General features: G+C 55.4%; 11 protein-coding genes, 4 tRNA genes and 2 rRNA genes (1 of these 17 only partly in view). All 17 read right to left on the minus strand.

All coding sequences use genetic code 11. From position 1 onward, the window contains the following. Positions 1-105 precede the first annotated feature (105 nt). Entirely contained in the window at positions 106-4,305 is a 4,200-nt protein-coding gene (gene rpoC / locus U5A08_RS26575; RefSeq protein ID WP_017848799.1) for a DNA-directed RNA polymerase subunit beta', read from the minus strand. Between the two features lie 64 nt (positions 4,306-4,369). Beyond that, positions 4,370-8,443: a DNA-directed RNA polymerase subunit beta gene (rpoB, locus tag U5A08_RS26580; protein ID WP_253399582.1), complete on the minus strand. Its 4,074-nt coding sequence runs from the start codon at positions 8,441-8,443 to the stop codon at positions 4,370-4,372. Between the two features lie 219 nt (positions 8,444-8,662). Then, positions 8,663-9,028, minus strand: coding sequence for a 50S ribosomal protein L7/L12 (gene rplL / locus U5A08_RS26585; protein WP_046486495.1), 366 nt, complete (start codon positions 9,026-9,028; stop codon positions 8,663-8,665). A 78-nt stretch (positions 9,029-9,106) separates the two neighbouring features. After that, positions 9,107-9,607, minus strand: coding sequence for a 50S ribosomal protein L10 (gene rplJ, locus U5A08_RS26590; RefSeq protein WP_253399583.1), 501 nt, complete (start codon positions 9,605-9,607; stop codon positions 9,107-9,109). A 199-nt stretch (positions 9,608-9,806) separates the two neighbouring features. Next, on the minus strand, positions 9,807-10,502 hold the full coding sequence (gene rplA, locus U5A08_RS26595; protein ID WP_150642949.1) for a 50S ribosomal protein L1: 696 nt from the start codon (positions 10,500-10,502) through the stop codon (positions 9,807-9,809). Then, on the minus strand, positions 10,502-10,933 hold the full coding sequence (gene rplK / locus U5A08_RS26600; protein WP_003210097.1) for a 50S ribosomal protein L11: 432 nt from the start codon (positions 10,931-10,933) through the stop codon (positions 10,502-10,504). The genes rplA and rplK overlap by 1 nt, the downstream gene beginning before the upstream one ends. Positions 10,934-11,049: 116 nt before the next feature. Next, positions 11,050-11,583, minus strand: a complete 534-nt coding sequence (nusG, locus tag U5A08_RS26605; RefSeq protein WP_003176436.1) for a transcription termination/antitermination protein NusG — start codon at positions 11,581-11,583, stop codon at positions 11,050-11,052. Between the two features lie 9 nt (positions 11,584-11,592). Further along, positions 11,593-11,961, minus strand: coding sequence for a preprotein translocase subunit SecE (gene secE / locus U5A08_RS26610; RefSeq protein ID WP_003194658.1), 369 nt, complete (start codon positions 11,959-11,961; stop codon positions 11,593-11,595). A 45-nt stretch (positions 11,962-12,006) separates the two neighbouring features. After that, positions 12,007-12,082: transfer RNA gene (locus tag U5A08_RS26615), tRNA-Trp, on the minus strand. Positions 12,083-12,243: 161 nt separating this feature from the next. Then, positions 12,244-12,319 (minus strand) — tRNA-Thr (locus U5A08_RS26620). Positions 12,320-12,345: 26 nt separating this feature from the next. After that, positions 12,346-12,419, minus strand: a tRNA-Gly gene (locus U5A08_RS26625). Between the two features lie 24 nt (positions 12,420-12,443). Next, positions 12,444-12,528 (minus strand) — tRNA-Tyr (locus U5A08_RS26630). 142 nt (positions 12,529-12,670) lie between these two features. Next, the gene (locus tag U5A08_RS26635) at positions 12,671-13,117 is read right to left on the minus strand and encodes a hypothetical protein (RefSeq protein WP_253399584.1); all 447 of its coding nucleotides are present in this window, start codon (positions 13,115-13,117) and stop codon (positions 12,671-12,673) included. 7 nt (positions 13,118-13,124) lie between these two features. Further along, positions 13,125-13,874 (minus strand): pantothenate kinase, encoded by a 750-nt coding sequence (locus tag U5A08_RS26640; protein WP_321849175.1) that lies wholly within the window; start codon positions 13,872-13,874, stop codon positions 13,125-13,127. Next, complete coding sequence (gene birA / locus U5A08_RS26645; RefSeq protein ID WP_253399586.1) at positions 13,864-14,823, minus strand: bifunctional biotin--[acetyl-CoA-carboxylase] ligase/biotin operon repressor BirA; 960 nt, start codon at positions 14,821-14,823, stop codon at positions 13,864-13,866. Before birA ends, U5A08_RS26640 begins: the two co-directional genes overlap by 11 nt. 168 nt (positions 14,824-14,991) lie before the next feature. Then, positions 14,992-15,107 (minus strand): 5S ribosomal RNA (gene rrf / locus U5A08_RS26650). Between the two features lie 157 nt (positions 15,108-15,264). Then, positions 15,265-17,543: ribosomal RNA gene (locus U5A08_RS26655) — 23S ribosomal RNA — on the minus strand; it runs 612 nt beyond the window's last position.

A 17,543-nucleotide genomic window follows, 5' to 3' on the forward strand; every position in this document is an offset into this window, starting at 1 on the left:
CCAGTCAAGGCAAGGCCCCGACCTCCCCTCTCAACGAACCGGGGCAAAACTGCCTCGATCCGACGAATGGGGGCTGCCAGGGCCCAGACTTATTTATCGCAGAACTCAGTTACCGCTTGAGTTCAGCGCTTCGGTCAGTGCAGCTTCCACTTCACTGGCGCTTACGCGCAACGGCTTGTCAGCATCACGGCGGCGCTTGCGCTCGCTGTGGTAAGCCAAACCGGTACCGGCTGGGATCAGACGACCCACAACCACGTTTTCTTTCAGGCCGCGCAGGTAATCGCGCTTGCCGGTTACCGCTGCTTCGGTCAGTACGCGAGTGGTCTCCTGGAAGGAGGCCGCCGAGATGAACGATTCAGTGGACAACGACGCCTTGGTGATACCCAGCAGCACACGAGTAAATTTGGAAACAAATTTCTCGTCGGCTGCCAGACGTTCGTTTTCTACCAGTACGTGAGTCAGTTCCATCTGGTCGCCCTTGATGAAACTGGAATCGCCGGATTCAGCGATTTCAACTTTACGCAGCATCTGACGCAGAATGGTCTCGATGTGCTTATCGTTGATCTTCACGCCTTGCAGACGGTAAACGTCCTGGATCTCGTTAACGATGTACTTGGCCAGCGCACTCACACCCAGCAGACGCAGGATGTCGTGTGGATCGCTCGGACCGTCGGAGATAACTTCGCCGCGGTTTACCTGTTCGCCTTCGAACACGTTCAGGTGACGCCACTTCGGAATCAGCTCTTCATACGGATCGCTACCGTCGTTCGGGGTAATGACCAGGCGACGCTTGCCCTTGGTCTCTTTACCGAACGCGATGGTGCCGCTGACTTCAGCCAGAATCGACGCTTCTTTCGGACGACGAGCTTCGAACAAGTCGGCAACACGCGGCAGACCACCGGTGATGTCACGGGTCTTCGAAGTCTCTTGCGGGATACGCGCGATAACGTCACCGATCGCAATCTTCGCACCATCCGCTACACCGACCAGGGCGTTGGCTGGCAGGAAGTACTGAGCGATTACGTCAGTGCCTGGCAGCAACAGATCCTTGCCGTTGTCATCGACCATCTTCACGGCAGGACGGATGTCTTTACCGGCAGCTGGACGATCTTTTGCGTCGAGGACTTCAATGTTGGTCATACCGGTCAATTCGTCAGTCTGACGCTTGATCGTGATGCCTTCTTCCATGCCCACGTAGGTCACGGTACCTTTCATTTCGGTAACGATTGGGTGAGTGTGCGGATCCCACTTGGCCACGATTGCGCCAGCGTCGACCTTGTCACCTTCTTTAACCGAAATCACAGCACCATACGGCAGCTTGTAGCGCTCACGCTCACGACCGTAGTCGTCAGCGATTGCCAGCTCACCGGAACGGGACACAGCAACCAGGCAACCATCCACTCGCTCAACGTGCTTCAGGTTGTGCAGACGGACGGTACCGCCATTCTTCACCTGAACGCTGTCGGCTGCGGAGGTCCGGCTTGCCGCACCACCGATGTGGAATGTACGCATGGTCAGCTGGGTACCCGGCTCACCGATGGACTGGGCAGCGATAACGCCGACCGCTTCACCGATGTTCACCTGGTGACCACGAGCCAAGTCACGGCCATAGCACTTGGCGCAAATGCCGAAGCGGGTTTCACAGCTGATCGGCGAGCGAACGATCACTTCGTCGATGCTGTTGAGTTCGATGAACTCGACCCACTTCTCGTCAACCAGGGTGCCGGCAGGAACGATAATTTCCTCGGTACCTGGCTTGAATACGTCACGGGCAATAACACGACCCAATACGCGCTCACCCAGCGGCTCTACAACGTCACCGCCTTCAATGTGCGGTGTCATCAGCAAGCCGTGTTCGGTGCCGCAATCGATCTCGGTTACAACCAGATCTTGTGCCACGTCTACCAGACGACGAGTCAGGTAACCGGAGTTAGCGGTTTTCAACGCGGTATCCGCCAGACCTTTACGAGCACCGTGAGTGGAGATGAAGTACTGAAGTACGCTCAAACCTTCACGGAAGTTCGCAGTAATCGGCGTTTCGATGATGGAACCGTCCGGCTTGGCCATCAGGCCACGCATACCGGCGAGCTGACGGATCTGCGCAGCAGAACCCCGTGCGCCCGAGTCAGCCATCATGTACATCGAGTTGAACGACTCTTGATCGACTTCCACGCCATGACGGTCGATAACCTTCTCTTTCGAGAGGTTAGCCATCATTGCCTTCGACACTTCGTCGTTGGCCTTGGACCAAAGGTCGATCACTTTGTTGTACTTCTCGCCCTGGGTTACCAGGCCGGAAGCGTACTGGCTTTCGATCTCTTTCACTTCATCAGTGGCAGCACTGATGATGCGGGCTTTTTCATCCGGGATAACGAAGTCGTTAACACCGATGGAAACGCCGGAAATGGTCGAATAAGCAAAACCGGTGTACATCAACTGGTCAGCGAAAATCACGGTCTCTTTCAGACCAACCACGCGGTAGCACTGGTTGATCAGCTTGGAGATCGCCTTTTTCTTCATCGGCAGGTTGACGACGTCGTAAGACAGACCTTTTGGCACAACCTGATACAACAGCGCACGGCCGACAGTGGTGTCGACGATACGGACATTGCTCACGCTGCCGCCGTCACGGTCGTTCACGGTTTCGTGAATCCGCACTTTGACCTTGGCGTGCAGTGCGGCTTCGCCGGCACGGAACACACGGTCAACTTCCTGCAGGTCAGCGAATACACGACCTTCGCCCTTGGCGTTGATCGCTTCACGGGTCATGTAGTACAGACCCAATACAACGTCCTGCGACGGAACGATGATTGGCTCACCGTTGGCTGGCGACAGGATGTTGTTGGTCGACATCATCAACGCACGCGCTTCCAACTGGGCTTCCAGTGTCAGCGGTACGTGCACGGCCATTTGGTCGCCGTCGAAGTCGGCGTTGTACGCAGCACAGACCAGAGGGTGCAGCTGGATAGCCTTACCTTCGATCAGTACCGGTTCAAACGCCTGGATACCCAGACGGTGAAGGGTCGGTGCACGGTTGAGGAGAACCGGGTGTTCGCGGATCACTTCAGCGAGAACGTCCCAAACCTCTGGCAGTTCGCGCTCGACCATTTTCTTGGCCGCTTTGATGGTGGTCGCGAGACCGCGCATTTCCAGCTTGCCGAAGATAAACGGCTTGAACAGCTCGAGAGCCATCTTCTTAGGCAGACCGCACTGGTGCAGACGCAGGGTCGGGCCTACGGTAATTACCGAACGACCGGAGTAGTCAACACGCTTACCGAGCAAGTTCTGACGGAAACGACCTTGCTTACCCTTGATCATGTCAGCCAAGGATTTCAGAGGACGCTTGTTCGAACCGGTGATAGCGCGGCCACGACGGCCGTTGTCGAGCAGGGCATCGACGGCTTCTTGCAACATACGCTTTTCGTTGCGCACGATGATGTCCGGCGCGGACAGATCGAGCAGGCGCTTCAAGCGGTTGTTACGGTTGATCACGCGGCGGTACAGGTCGTTGAGGTCGGACGTCGCGAAACGACCACCGTCCAACGGTACCAGCGGACGCAGGTCTGGCGGCAGAACCGGCAGAACGGTCAGCACCATCCACTCTGGCAAGTTGCCGGAACCCTGGAAGGCCTCCATCAACTTCAGACGCTTGGACAGCTTCTTGATCTTGGTTTCGGAGTTGGTTTGCGGAATTTCTTCACGCAGACGGCCAATCTCGTGCTCCAGGTCGATAGCGTGCAGCAGTTCGCGGACAGCTTCGGCACCCATGCGGGCATCGAAATCGTCGCCAAACTCTTCCAGCGCTTCGAAGTACTGCTCGTCGTTCAGCAGCTGACCTTTTTCAAGGGTGGTCATGCCTGGATCGATAACGACATAGCTCTCGAAGTAGAGAACGCGTTCGATATCACGCAGGGTCATGTCCATCAGCAAGCCGATACGGGACGGCAGCGATTTCAGGAACCAGATGTGGGCAACCGGCGAAGCCAGTTCGATGTGCGCCATGCGCTCACGACGAACCTTGGCCAGTGCGACTTCAACGCCGCACTTCTCGCAGATCACACCACGGTGCTTCAAGCGCTTGTACTTACCGCACAGGCACTCGTAATCCTTTACCGGGCCAAAGATCTTGGCGCAGAACAGGCCGTCACGCTCAGGTTTGAACGTACGGTAGTTGATGGTTTCCGGCTTTTTAACTTCACCGAACGACCACGAACGGATCATCTCAGGCGATGCCAGTCCAATACGGATGGCGTCGAACTCTTCGACTTGACCCTGGTTTTTCAGCAAATTCAGTAGGTCTTTCAAGGCCTTTCCTCCTGGCGGAGCAGAGAGCGGGCTAAACAGCCCCGCTCTCGATTCGCGTCACGTGTTATTCGGTTTCCAGATCGATATCGATGCCGAGGGAACGAATTTCTTTGATCAACACGTTGAAGGACTCGGGCATGCCCGGCTCCATACGGTGATCGCCGTCCACGATGTTTTTGTACATCTTGGTCCGACCGTTCACATCGTCTGACTTCACTGTGAGCATTTCTTGCAGAGTGTAAGCAGCACCGTATGCTTCCAGTGCCCAGACCTCCATCTCCCCGAAACGCTGACCACCGAACTGAGCCTTACCACCCAGCGGCTGCTGGGTAACCAGGCTGTACGAACCGGTAGAACGAGCGTGCATCTTGTCGTCTACCAAGTGGTTCAGCTTCAGCATGTACATGTAGCCAACAGTAACCGGGCGCTCGAACTTGTTGCCGGTACGGCCGTCGAACAGCTGCATCTGGCCGCTTTCCGGCAGGTCTGCCAATTTCAGCATGGCCTTGATTTCGCTTTCCTTGGCACCGTCGAACACCGGGGTAGCCATTGGAACACCGCCGCGCAGGTTCTTCGCCAGGTCCAGGATTTCCTGGTCGGTGAAGGTATCCAGCTCTTCTTTGCGGCCGCCGATCTCGTTGTAGATCTCGTGCAGGAACTTGCGCAGGTCAGCAACCTTGCGCTGCTCTTCGATCATACGGTTGATCTTCTCGCCCAGACCTTTGGCCGCGAGGCCCAGGTGGGTTTCAAGGATCTGACCAACGTTCATACGCGAAGGTACGCCCAACGGGTTGAGGACGACGTCGACCGGGGTGCCATTGGCATCGTGCGGCATGTCTTCAACCGGCATGATCACGGAGACCACACCCTTGTTACCGTGACGACCGGCCATCTTGTCGCCCGGTTGGATGCGGCGACGGATTGCCAGGTAAACCTTGACGATTTTCAGCACGCCTGGAGCCAGGTCATCGCCCTGCTGCAGTTTGCGCTTCTTGTCTTCGAACTTGTCGTCCAGCAGACGGCGACGATCAACGATGTAGGCCTGGGCCTTCTCGAGCTGCTCGTTCAGAGCATCTTCAGCCATGCGCAGTTTGAACCACTGGCCGTGCTCAAGACCGTCGAGTACTTCGTCGGTGATGTCCTGACCTTTCTTCAGGCCGGCGCCGCCTTCAGCCTTGCGGCCTACCAGAGCGGAACGCAGACGTTCGAAGGTCGCGCCTTCAACGATACGGAACTCTTCGTTCAGGTCCTTGCGGATCTCGTCGAGTTGGATCTTCTCGATGGACAGAGCACGAGCATCACGCTCAACGCCGTCGCGGGTGAAGACCTGTACGTCGATGACAGTGCCCTTGGTACCGGTCGGTACACGCAGGGAAGTGTCTTTCACGTCGCTGGCTTTTTCACCGAAGATGGCACGCAGCAGCTTCTCTTCCGGAGTCAGTTGGGTCTCGCCTTTCGGAGTGACCTTACCGACCAGGATGTCGCCTGCGCCAACTTCAGCACCTACGTAAACGATACCGGCTTCGTCCAGCTTGTTCAGTGCAGCTTCACCCACGTTCGGGATGTCTGCAGTGATTTCCTCAGGCCCAAGCTTGGTGTCACGCGCCACACAGGTCAGTTCCTGGATGTGGATCGTGGTGAAACGGTCTTCTTGAACAACACGCTCGGACAAGCAGATGGAGTCTTCGAAGTTGTAACCGTTCCAGGCCATGAACGCGATGCGCATGTTCTGGCCCAGAGCCAGCTCACCCATATCGGTGGAGGGGCCGTCGGCCATAATGTCGCTACGCTGAACGCGATCACCCTTACGCACCAGCGGACGCTGGTTAATGCAGGTGTTCTGGTTCGAGCGGGTGTATTTGGTCAGGTTGTAGATGTCGACACCGGCTTCGCCAGTTTCAACTTCGTCATCGGCAACACGAACCACGATACGGCTGGCATCAACGGAGTCGATCACACCGCCACGACGGGCCACGACGCAAACGCCGGAGTCACGCGCAACGTTACGCTCCATGCCGGTACCTACCAGCGGCTTATCAGCGCGCAGGGTCGGTACAGCTTGACGCTGCATGTTGGAACCCATCAACGCACGGTTGGCGTCATCGTGTTCCAGGAACGGGATCAGCGACGCTGCAACCGAAACTACCTGCTTCGGCGAAACGTCCATCAAGGTGACGTCTTCCGGCGCCTTGACGGTGAATTCGTTCAAGTGACGAACAGCTACCAGCTCGTCGATCAGCATTTTCTTGTCGTTCATCGTGGCCGAAGCCTGGGCGATCACGTGATCAGCTTCTTCGATGGCGGACAGGAACACGATCTCGTCGGTGACCAGAGCGTCTTTCACCACGCGGTACGGGCTCTCAAGGAAGCCGTACTGGTTGGTGCGCGCATAGGCAGCCAGGGAGTTGATCAGACCGATGTTCGGACCTTCCGGCGTTTCGATCGGGCAAACACGACCGTAGTGCGTCGGGTGTACGTCACGGACTTCAAAGCCTGCACGTTCACGGGTCAGACCGCCCGGGCCCAGTGCGGATACACGGCGCTTGTGGGTGATCTCGGAGAGCGGGTTGTTCTGGTCCATGAACTGCGAGAGCTGGCTGGAACCGAAGAACTCTTTCACCGCTGCAGCCACTGGCTTGGCGTTGATCAAGTCTTGCGGCATCAGGCCTTCACTTTCAGCCATCGACAGACGCTCTTTGACCGCACGCTCAACACGTACCAGGCCAACGCGGAACTGGTTCTCGGCCATTTCGCCTACGCAGCGAACACGACGGTTACCCAGGTGGTCGATGTCATCGACGATGCCTTTGCCGTTACGGATGTCGACCAGAGTCTTCAGGACCGCAACGATGTCTTCCTTGCACAGCACGCCCGAACCTTCGATCTCGGTACGACCGATACGACGGTTGAACTTCATCCGGCCGACCGCAGACAGGTCATAGCGCTCAGGGCTGAAGAACAGGTTGTTGAACAGGGTTTCGGCAGCGTCTTTGGTAGGTGGCTCGCCAGGACGCATCATGCGATAGATCTCGACCAGCGCTTCCAATTGGTTGCTGGTGGAGTCGATCTTCAGGGTGTCGGAGACGAACGGACCGCAGTCGATATCGTTGGTGTACAAGGTTTCGATGCGAACAACCTGAGCCTTGGCGATTTTTGCCAGGATTTCGGTGTTCAGCTCGGTGTTGCACTCAGCCAGGATTTCGCCTGTAGCCGGGTGAACGATGACCTTGGCGGTCGTGCGACCCAGGACGTAGTCCAGAGGCACGTCCAGCGACTTGATACCGGCCTTTTCGATCTGGTTGATGTGGCGCGCAGTGATACGGCGGCCGGCTTCAACGATGACCTTGCCATTTTCATCCTGGATATCCAGGACAGCAATTTCACCACGCAGACGCGAAGCAATCAGTTCCAGGCTGAGGGTTTCATCCTTCAGGCTGAATACGTTGGTGGTGTAGAAAGCGTCCAGCACTTGCTCAGTGGTATAGCCGAGCGCGCGCAGCAGCACGGAGGCCGGCAGCTTGCGACGACGGTCGATACGCACGAACACGCAGTCTTTCGGGTCGAACTCGAAGTCCAACCACGAACCGCGGTACGGAATGATCCGCGCGGAGTACAGGAGCTTGCCGGAGCTGTGCGTCTTGCCGCGGTCGTGGTCGAAGAACACGCCCGGGGAACGGTGCAGCTGGGAAACGATAACACGCTCGGTACCGTTGATAACGAAGGTACCGTTTTCAGTCATCAGTGGGATTTCGCCCATGTAGACTTCTTGCTCTTTGATGTCCTTGATCGCTTTGTTCGACGATTCTTTGTCGAAAATGATCAGACGGACTTTTACCCGCAAAGGTACGGCGTACGTGACACCGCGCAACACGCATTCTTTGACATCAAATGCCGGTTCGCCCAGGCGATAACCGACGTACTCCAGCGCAGCATTGCCGGAGTAGCTGATGATCGGGAAAACGGATTTGAAGGCCGCATGCAGGCCCACGTCGCGGAACTGATCTTTGGTCGCTCCCGCCTGCAAGAATTCACGATACGAATCCAGCTGGATAGCCAGAAGGTACGGGACATCCATGACGTCCGGCAACTTGCTAAAGTCCTTGCGGATACGTTTTTTCTCAGTATATGAGTAAGCCATCAGCGTTCCCCAGCTTGGTCACCTGCTTGTTTGGCCCTCCCGACGGGAGCAGCCAGAAAATCTTGCAAACCCCTTGGTTTGCACCACCGCATCGGGTGGCTACAGCGCGTTAATGGCGGCGACCGAGTCGACAGCCAAGAACGGAAAAAGGCCGGTGGCAAGAGCCACCAGCCATCAGCCTTCAGCTTAACGCTTGGGCTGGAGACGCAAGGTCGATGCTTACTTCAGCTCGACTTTAGCGCCTGCTTCTTCCAGAGCGGCCTTGGCTTTGTCAGCTGCGTCTTTGGCAACAGCTTCCAGAACCATGGCAGGAGCGCCGTCAACTACAGCCTTGGCTTCTTTCAGGCCCAGACCGGTCAGTTCACGAACTGCCTTGATCACGTTTACTTTCTTCTCGCCAGCTTCCAGCAGCATGACGTTGAATTCGGTTTGCTCTTCAGCAACAGCAGCAACAGCGGCTGGGCCAGCGGAAGCAGCGGCAGCGGAAACGCCGAATTTTTCTTCGAAAGCTTTGATCAGCTCAACAACCTGCAGAACCGACATTTCAGCTACGGCGTTGAGGATATCTTCTTGGGAGATAGACATTACTGTATTTCCTGAATTGGGGGACGGCCTACGCGGCCATCGAAATAAACAAAAATACGCGAGAGAAAATGCTCAGCCTTAGGCTGCGGCAGCTTCTTTTTGCTCGCGAACTGCAGCCAGAGTACGAGCCAGCTTGCTGGTAGCGCCTTGAATCACGCTCATCAGCTGCGAAATAGCTTCGTTACGGGTCGGCAGTGTTGCCAGTACGTCGATTTGGTTAGCTGCGAGGAACTTGCCCTCGAACGCAGCTGCCTTGATCTCGAACTTTTCCTGACTCTTGGCGAACTCTTTGAACAAACGGGCAGCAGCGCCTGGATGATCTGTGGAGAACGCGATCAGAGTCGGGCCGGTGAACACGTCGTTGAGAACACTGTATTCAGTGTCAGCAACAGCGCGCTTGAGCAGGGTGTTACGTACAACACGTACGTATACGCCAGCTTCACGAGCCTCTTTACGGAGTCCGGTCATAGCGCCTACTGTCACACCACGGGCATCAGCCACGACAGCGGACAGAGCAGCTTTGGCAGCCTCGTTGACTTCAGCGACGATGGCCTTCTTGTCTTCGAGATTAATTGCCACGGGTTAAACTCCTGCTTGTTACCGTTTCATCTGGCCGAAGCCGGATGTCGTTTTGGTGTCTGATTCGGTAAGGAACCGGGAGCACCATCTGCGTAGGCTTGAGGTTTAAGACTTGCGCCGCCTACGGTCTTGGATAGCCCCCGCCAGGCAGGGACCCCAATTTTTTCAATTGGCGCGATCGCTCACGCCAACGTGTGTCTTATACGTCCAGCGAGCCTTGGTCGATGACCAGACCTGGGCCCATAGTGGTGCTCAGGGTAACGCGCTTGACGTAGATGCCTTTCGAAGAAGCTGGCTTGATGCGCTTCAGATCAGCGATCAGGGCTTCAACGTTTTCCTTCAGCTTGACGGCATCGAAGCCGACTTTGCCAACGGAAGTGTGAATGATGCCGTTTTTGTCAGTGCGATAACGAACCTGACCAGCCTTGGCGTTTTTAACCGCGGTAGCGACGTCTGGGGTTACGGTGCCGACTTTCGGGTTAGGCATCAGACCACGTGGACCGAGGATCTGACCCAACTGACCGACAACGCGCATTGCATCCGGGGAAGCAATAACGACGTCATAGTTCAGGTCGCCGCCTTTCATTTCGGCAGCCAGGTCGTCCATGCCAACGCGATCGGCGCCAGCGGCCAGAGCAGCTTCAGCTGCTGGACCTTGGGTGAAGACAGCAACACGTACAGTCTTGCCAGTACCGTGTGGCAGCACAGTAGCGCTACGAACGACCTGGTCGGATTTACGTGGGTCAACACCCAGGTTTACAGCAATGTCAACGGACTCGCTGAACTTGACAGTCGACAGCTCGGTCAGCAGTGCAGCAGCGTCTACAAAGTTGTAGGCCTTGCCTGCTTCGATTTTGCCGGCGATAGCCTTTTGGCGCTTGGTCAGCTTAGCCATTACACACCCTCCACGTTAAGGCCCATGCTACGGGCAGAACCGGCGATGGTACGCACGGCTGCATCCATATCAGCTGCAGTCAGATCCGCGTTTTTGGTTTTCGCGATTTCTTCCAGCTGAGCACGAGTCACGGTGCCAACCTTAACGGTGTTAGGACGAGCGGAACCGCTAGTCAGACCAGCAGCTTTCTTCAACAGAACCGAAGCCGGGGTCGACTTGGTTTCGAAGGTGAAGCTACGGTCGCTGTATACAGTGATGATCACTGGAGTCGGCAGACCTGGCTCAATACCCTGTGTACGGGCGTTGAAGGCCTTGCAGAATTCCATGATGTTCACGCCGTGCTGACCCAGAGCTGGACCGACGGGTGGGCTAGGGTTGGCCTGAGCGGCCTTCACTTGCAGCTTGATGTAAGCGGTAATCTTCTTGGCCATGAGGCACTCCAATTACGGGTTCGAACGCCTCGAAAGGCTCCCCGGTTACTTGCGCGTTTATCCCAGTGACGACAAAACCCCACAGCCTAGGCTGCGGGGTTGGGATGCTTGCTCAGCTAGACCTTCTCGACCTGACTGAACTCCAACTCTACCGGAGTAGAGCGTCCGAAAATGAGCACCGCCACTTGGATCCGGCTCTTTTCGTAGTTAACTTCTTCGACGGTGCCGTTGAAATCAGCAAACGGACCATCGGTAACACGAACAACCTCACCCGGCTCGAACAACGTCTTCGGCTTGGGCTTGTCGCTACCGTCAGCAACACGACGCAGAATCGCTTCTGCTTCTTTGTCGGTGATCGGAGCAGGCTTATCGGCAGTACCGCCAATGAAACCCATGACACGAGGGGTATCCTTGACTAAGTGCCAAGTACCTTCATTCATGTCCATCTGAACCAGCACGTAGCCAGGGAAGAACTTGCGTTCACTCTTGCGCTTCTGACCATTCCGCATTTCAACCACTTCTTCAGTGGGAACCAGAATTTCGCCGAAGCCATCTTCCATGCCTGCCAGCTTTACGCGCTCTAGCAAAGAGCGCATAACATGCTTCTCGTAACCCGAGTAAGCATGCACAACGTACCAACGCTTAGCCACGGGACACCCTTAGCCAACAATCAAGGAAACAAGCCAGCCGAGCAGGGAATCAAGCCCCCACAACAGCAACGCCATAACCAGAACAACAGCCACAACAATCAACGTGGTCTGCGTGGTTTCTTGGCGAGTCGGCCAAACGACTTTACGAATTTCGGTGCGAGCTTCCTTTACCAGGACCGCGAAAGACTTGCCTTTGGCAGTCTGCAGGCCTACAAAGGCAGCTACAGCAGCGAGGGCGAGCAAAGCGAGTACGCGGTACAGGATCGGCGAAGCAGAATAGTACTGATTGCCAACAACGCCTACGACCACCAATGCGACTACAGCAAGCCACTTGACCAGATCGAAACGAGAGCTTTGAGCTTCAGCCTTAGGAGTCATCTATGAAGATCCTGTGAAAAGAAAGCCAGATACACCACGTGAATCTGGCAGGTCAGGAGGGAATCGAACCCCCAACCTACGGTTTTGGAGACCGTCGCTCTGCCAATTGAGCTACTGACCTAAAACAAAATCAGGCCGACCATTATGCAGGCCTGAAAAAGACTTTACAACAGCCAACCCCAAGAGACTTGATACCACCTGGCATAAACGCCAGCTACAACAGGATCAAGCCGAGATAGCCGTTAAAACAAAGGCAGATATTTTCATATCTGCCTTGTTATATGGAGCTCTTGAGCGGATTTGAACCGCTGACCTCACCCTTACCAAGGGTGTGCTCTACCAACTGAGCTACAAGAGCAAAACACGCTGCACAACCTGCAAACTTGGAGCGGGTAGCGGGAATCGAACCCGCATCATCAGCTTGGAAGGCTGAGGTTCTACCACTAAACTATACCCGCGGAGCTTGCAGCTCACGCTAAAAATGGTGGAGGGGGAAGGATTCGAACCTTCGAAGTCGTAGACGTCAGATTTACAGTCTGATCCCTTTGGCCGCTCGGGAACCCCTCCTAAGCGAGCCGGCATTCTACATCACGCCGGCCTTCTGTCAAGCATTTTCTCATTAAAAATATGAGGTTAGCTGCGTTGACGTTCGCTTCACGCTGTAGACCTTAAAGGTCTTCACTGCGAAGCGGGCGCCATTCTATGCAAACTATTCGAGAGTTGCAATGCCTTCGCACAGCATTATTTTATGTTTTAACTCATTGAATTCTTTAGCAAGGTTTTCAAACGGCAGATCCTCAGCCAGGCGTCGGCTTTCAGGGGCCACGCGAAGCCAGTAACCGGATGCCTCAGGCGTGTTCAACAGTTGAACCTTGACCTTTATATCCAGGCTTGTAAGACGCTGCTCGACAGACTGTGCCTGGCGCTGGTCGGCAAAGCCGCCGATGTATAAGCAGGTATTCTGCGCGTCAGGCGCTTTTGCTCGGTCGCGCCGAGACACCGAATCAGAGGACTCACTCAGCAGCCGAATATCCTGCTGAGGGCCACGATAAAGACTCAGGGGCGTGACATCCTTGGCGCGCAACGGAGCCTCTTGCTGATGCCAAACGTAATAGAAGGCATTAAGAACGAGTAAAAGTAAAAACAGCCAACGCATAAGCACCTCAGGACAAAGGACACGCCATTGCCAGACCAACGAAAACCAGGTCCGGAACCAACCGCGCCTGCGGCACGGCATCCGAGACCAGATCAGCATCCCCACCCGTGAGGAATACGGTGAAATCATCACCCCAGTAGCTTCGGGCCAACTCAAGCTGGGTCAACACGAACCCTCTGAGCATCAGCGTACAGCCCCGCTCGACAGCCTCTACGGTGGTGCGCCCAGGGGAAAGCCGCTCCAGGGCACGCTCAGCAGCCGCGTCGTCGTAGCGTATCTTGCGGGTGTGCGTTCGCAACTGGTTGCGCATCAACGGCATGCCGGGGCAAATGAAGCCTCCCAGGTGCTCGCCATCCGCCGCGATGAAATCTGCCGTGGCCGCGGTACCAAAATCCAGCACCAGGCATGCGCCCGGCGCCAGCTTGAAGCCTCCCAGCATCGCCAACCAGCGATCAAGACCAAGACGCTCGAAGTCCTCGTAGCCATTGCGCACTCCGGCCATCTCGCGCGCGGATCCAGCACAGGATACGGCAACACCGAAAGCCCCTTGCAGCATCTCGACCAGCTTATTGGTTTCTTCCAAAGCCCGAACGCTCACCAAGCGGCAACGCGTCAACGACAGCCCAGGTAGCGCTGCCAGACTTTCAATCAATGCGAAATCCGAACCTACGACACCTTCGGCGGATGCTTTCGCCTGATCCGATTCAAGTACGCGCCATTTGATAAAGCTATTCCCACAGTCGAGCTCAAGAATCATCACGCAACCTCAGGCTTAACTCACCACCGCTATATATTTTTTCAACACCATCCACGTTCAAACGCAACGCCCCCTGGCGGTCGACACCCAGGACCACCCCGTCAATACGATTGACGCCAGCAATGAGGGACACTGCCCTGCCCTGCCATAGATGATTCTGCTCCCACTCTTCCTGAAGCGCCGCAAAGCCGGAGGCTGTATGTCGCTGCAGGTAGTTTTGCAACTGCAGACCCAACTGCGCCACAAGTAGATTACGATCCACGGGAAGGCCCGTTTCCAGCTGCACCGACGTCCACTGCTGATCAACTGCAGTGGCTTTCTGCATATTCACGTTAATGCCGATCCCGAGAACAACGTGACAGATATCAGCAGGATCGCCCACCAACTCCAACAGGATTCCGGCAATTTTTTTTTGCCCCACCAGGACGTCGTTCGGCCATTTCAAGGCAGCCCCTTGCACGCCCGACTCACGCAGGGCCTGCATAACCGCAAGCCCCACAACCAGGCTCAGCCCCTCTAGTTGCCGCAGGCCGCCCTCGACGCGCAGCACGAGGCTGTAATACACATTCTGGGCGAACGGACTGACCCACTTGCGCCCCCGCCGACCTCTTCCTGCGGTTTGTTGCTCCGCGAGCACCAGAAATGGCGCCGCGCACCCCGCATCGACAAGGCGCAAGGCCTCAGCATTGGTGGAGTCAATAGAATCAGAGATGTGGACGGGCCATGCCAATGAAGGCGCCTTCAGCGCAATGTCTTCAGCATTCAAGAACACCAGCGGCGATGCCAACTGATACCCCCTGCCACGCACTTTGTGGATGGGCAAGTTTAACTCAGCCTCAAGATGCTGAAGCTGCTTCCATACAGCACTGCGACTGACGCCCAGGGCGGCGCCAAGTGCCTCCCCGGAGTGGAATCGGCCATCTTTCAGAAGTTTTAACAACGTCAGCATGCAAGTATCGCCTCACAATGAGGCACGCATGATAGCCATGCGCAGGGTCATTGCATAGAAAGGCCGGACCTTAGCACTGAAGACTATCGCGATGAGCCTCTTCGCACTTTCCAAGCGCCCAAAACAAAACCCCTGTCTGCGTAAGCAAACAGGGGTTCTGGAATTTAATCTTGACGATGACCTACTCTCACATGGGGAAACCCCACACTACCATCGGCGATGCATCGTTTCACTGCTGAGTTCGGGATGGGATCAGGTGGTTCCAATGCTCTATGGTCGTCAAGAAATTCGGGTACTGAGTCGCGGCCAGCTGGCCTCGCTTCAGCAAATTGGGTATGTGATAGCTTTCGGTGTTTTGTAAGAGTCGAACTTTCGGTTCGTTTCGTCTTCACACACCGCAATCTGATGCTCTTTCGAGTAGTCAAATTGCTTGGGTGTTATATGGTCAAGCCTCACGGGCAATTAGTATTGGTTAGCTCAACGCCTCACAGCGCTTACACACCCAACCTATCAACGTCGTAGTCTTCGACGGCCCTTCAGGGGACTCAAGGTCCCAGTGAGATCTCATCTTGAGGCTAGTTTCCCGCTTAGATGCTTTCAGCGGTTATCTATTCCGAACATAGCTACCCGGCAATGCCACTGGCGTGACAACCGGAACACCAGAGGTTCGTCCACTCCGGTCCTCTCGTACTAGGAGCAGCCCCTCTCAAATCTCAAACGTCCACGGCAGATAGGGACCGAACTGTCTCACGACGTTCTAAACCCAGCTCGCGTACCACTTTAAATGGCGAACAGCCATACCCTTGGGACCGGCTTCAGCCCCAGGATGTGATGAGCCGACATCGAGGTGCCAAACACCGCCGTCGATATGAACTCTTGGGCGGTATCAGCCTGTTATCCCCGGAGTACCTTTTATCCGTTGAGCGATGGCCCTTCCATACAGAACCACCGGATCACTAAGACCTACTTTCGTACCTGCTCGACGTGTCTGTCTCGCAGTCAAGCGCGCTTTTGCCTTTATACTCTACGACCGATTTCCGACCGGTCTGAGCGCACCTTCGTACTCCTCCGTTACTCTTTAGGAGGAGACCGCCCCAGTCAAACTACCCACCATACACTGTCCTCGATCCGGATAACGGACCTGAGTTAGAACCTCAAAGTTGCCAGGGTGGTATTTCAAGGTTGGCTCCACGCGAACTGGCGTCCACGCTTCAAAGCCTCCCACCTATCCTACACAAGCAAATTCAAAGTCCAGTGCAAAGCTATAGTAAAGGTTCACGGGGTCTTTCCGTCTAGCCGCGGATACACTGCATCTTCACAGCGATTTCAATTTCACTGAGTCTCGGGTGGAGACAGCGCCGCCATCGTTACGCCATTCGTGCAGGTCGGAACTTACCCGACAAGGAATTTCGCTACCTTAGGACCGTTATAGTTACGGCCGCCGTTTACCGGGGCTTCGATCAAGAGCTTCGCGTTAGCTAACCCCATCAATTAACCTTCCGGCACCGGGCAGGCGTCACACCCTATACGTCCACTTTCGTGTTTGCAGAGTGCTGTGTTTTTAATAAACAGTCGCAGCGGCCTGGTATCTTCGACCGGCATGAGCTTACGGAGCAAGTCCTTCACCCTCACCGGCGCACCTTCTCCCGAAGTTACGGTGCCATTTTGCCTAGTTCCTTCACCCGAGTTCTCTCAAGCGCCTTGGTATTCTCTACCCAACCACCTGTGTCGGTTTGGGGTACGGTTCCTGGTTACCTGAAGCTTAGAAGCTTTTCTTGGAAGCATGGCATCAACCACTTCGTCAACTAAAAGTTAACTCGTCATCAGCTCTCGGCCTTAGAATCCCGGATTTACCTAAGATTCCAGCCTACCACCTTAAACTTGGACAACCAACGCCAAGCTGGCCTAGCCTTCTCCGTCCCTCCATCGCAATAACCAGAAGTACAGGAATATTAACCTGTTTTCCATCGACTACGCTTTTCAGCCTCGCCTTAGGGACCGACTAACCCTGCGTCGATTAACGTTGCGCAGGAAACCTTGGTCTTTCGGCGTGGGTGTTTTTCACACCCATTATCGTTACTCATGTCAGCATTCGCACTTCTGATACCTCCAGCAAGCTTCTCAACTCACCTTCACAGGCTTACAGAACGCTCCTCTACCGCATCACCTAAGTGATACCCGTAGCTTCGGTGTATGGTTTGAGCCCCGTTACATCTTCCGCGCAGGCCGACTCGACTAGTGAGCTATTACGCTTTCTTTAAAGGGTGGCTGCTTCTAAGCCAACCTCCTAGCTGTCTAAGCCTTCCCACATCGTTTCCCACTTAACCATAACTTTGGGACCTTAGCTGACGGTCTGGGTTGTTTCCCTTTTCACGACGGACGTTAGCACCCGCCGTGTGTCTCCCATGCTCGGCACTTGTAGGTATTCGGAGTTTGCATCGGTTTGGTAAGTCGGGATGACCCCCTAGCCGAAACAGTGCTCTACCCCCTACAGTGATACATGAGGCGCTACCTAAATAGCTTTCGAGGAGAACCAGCTATCTCCGAGCTTGATTAGCCTTTCACTCCGATCCACAGGTCATCCGCTAACTTTTCAACGGTAGTCGGTTCGGTCCTCCAGTTAGTGTTACCCAACCTTCAACCTGCCCATGGATAGATCGCCCGGTTTCGGGTCTATTCCCAGCGACTAGACGCCCTATTAAGACTCGCTTTCGCTACGC

The sequence above is a fragment of the Pseudomonas paraveronii genome, from assembly GCF_963681955.1.
Classification (GTDB): Bacteria; Pseudomonadota; Gammaproteobacteria; order Pseudomonadales; family Pseudomonadaceae; genus Aquipseudomonas; species Aquipseudomonas paraveronii.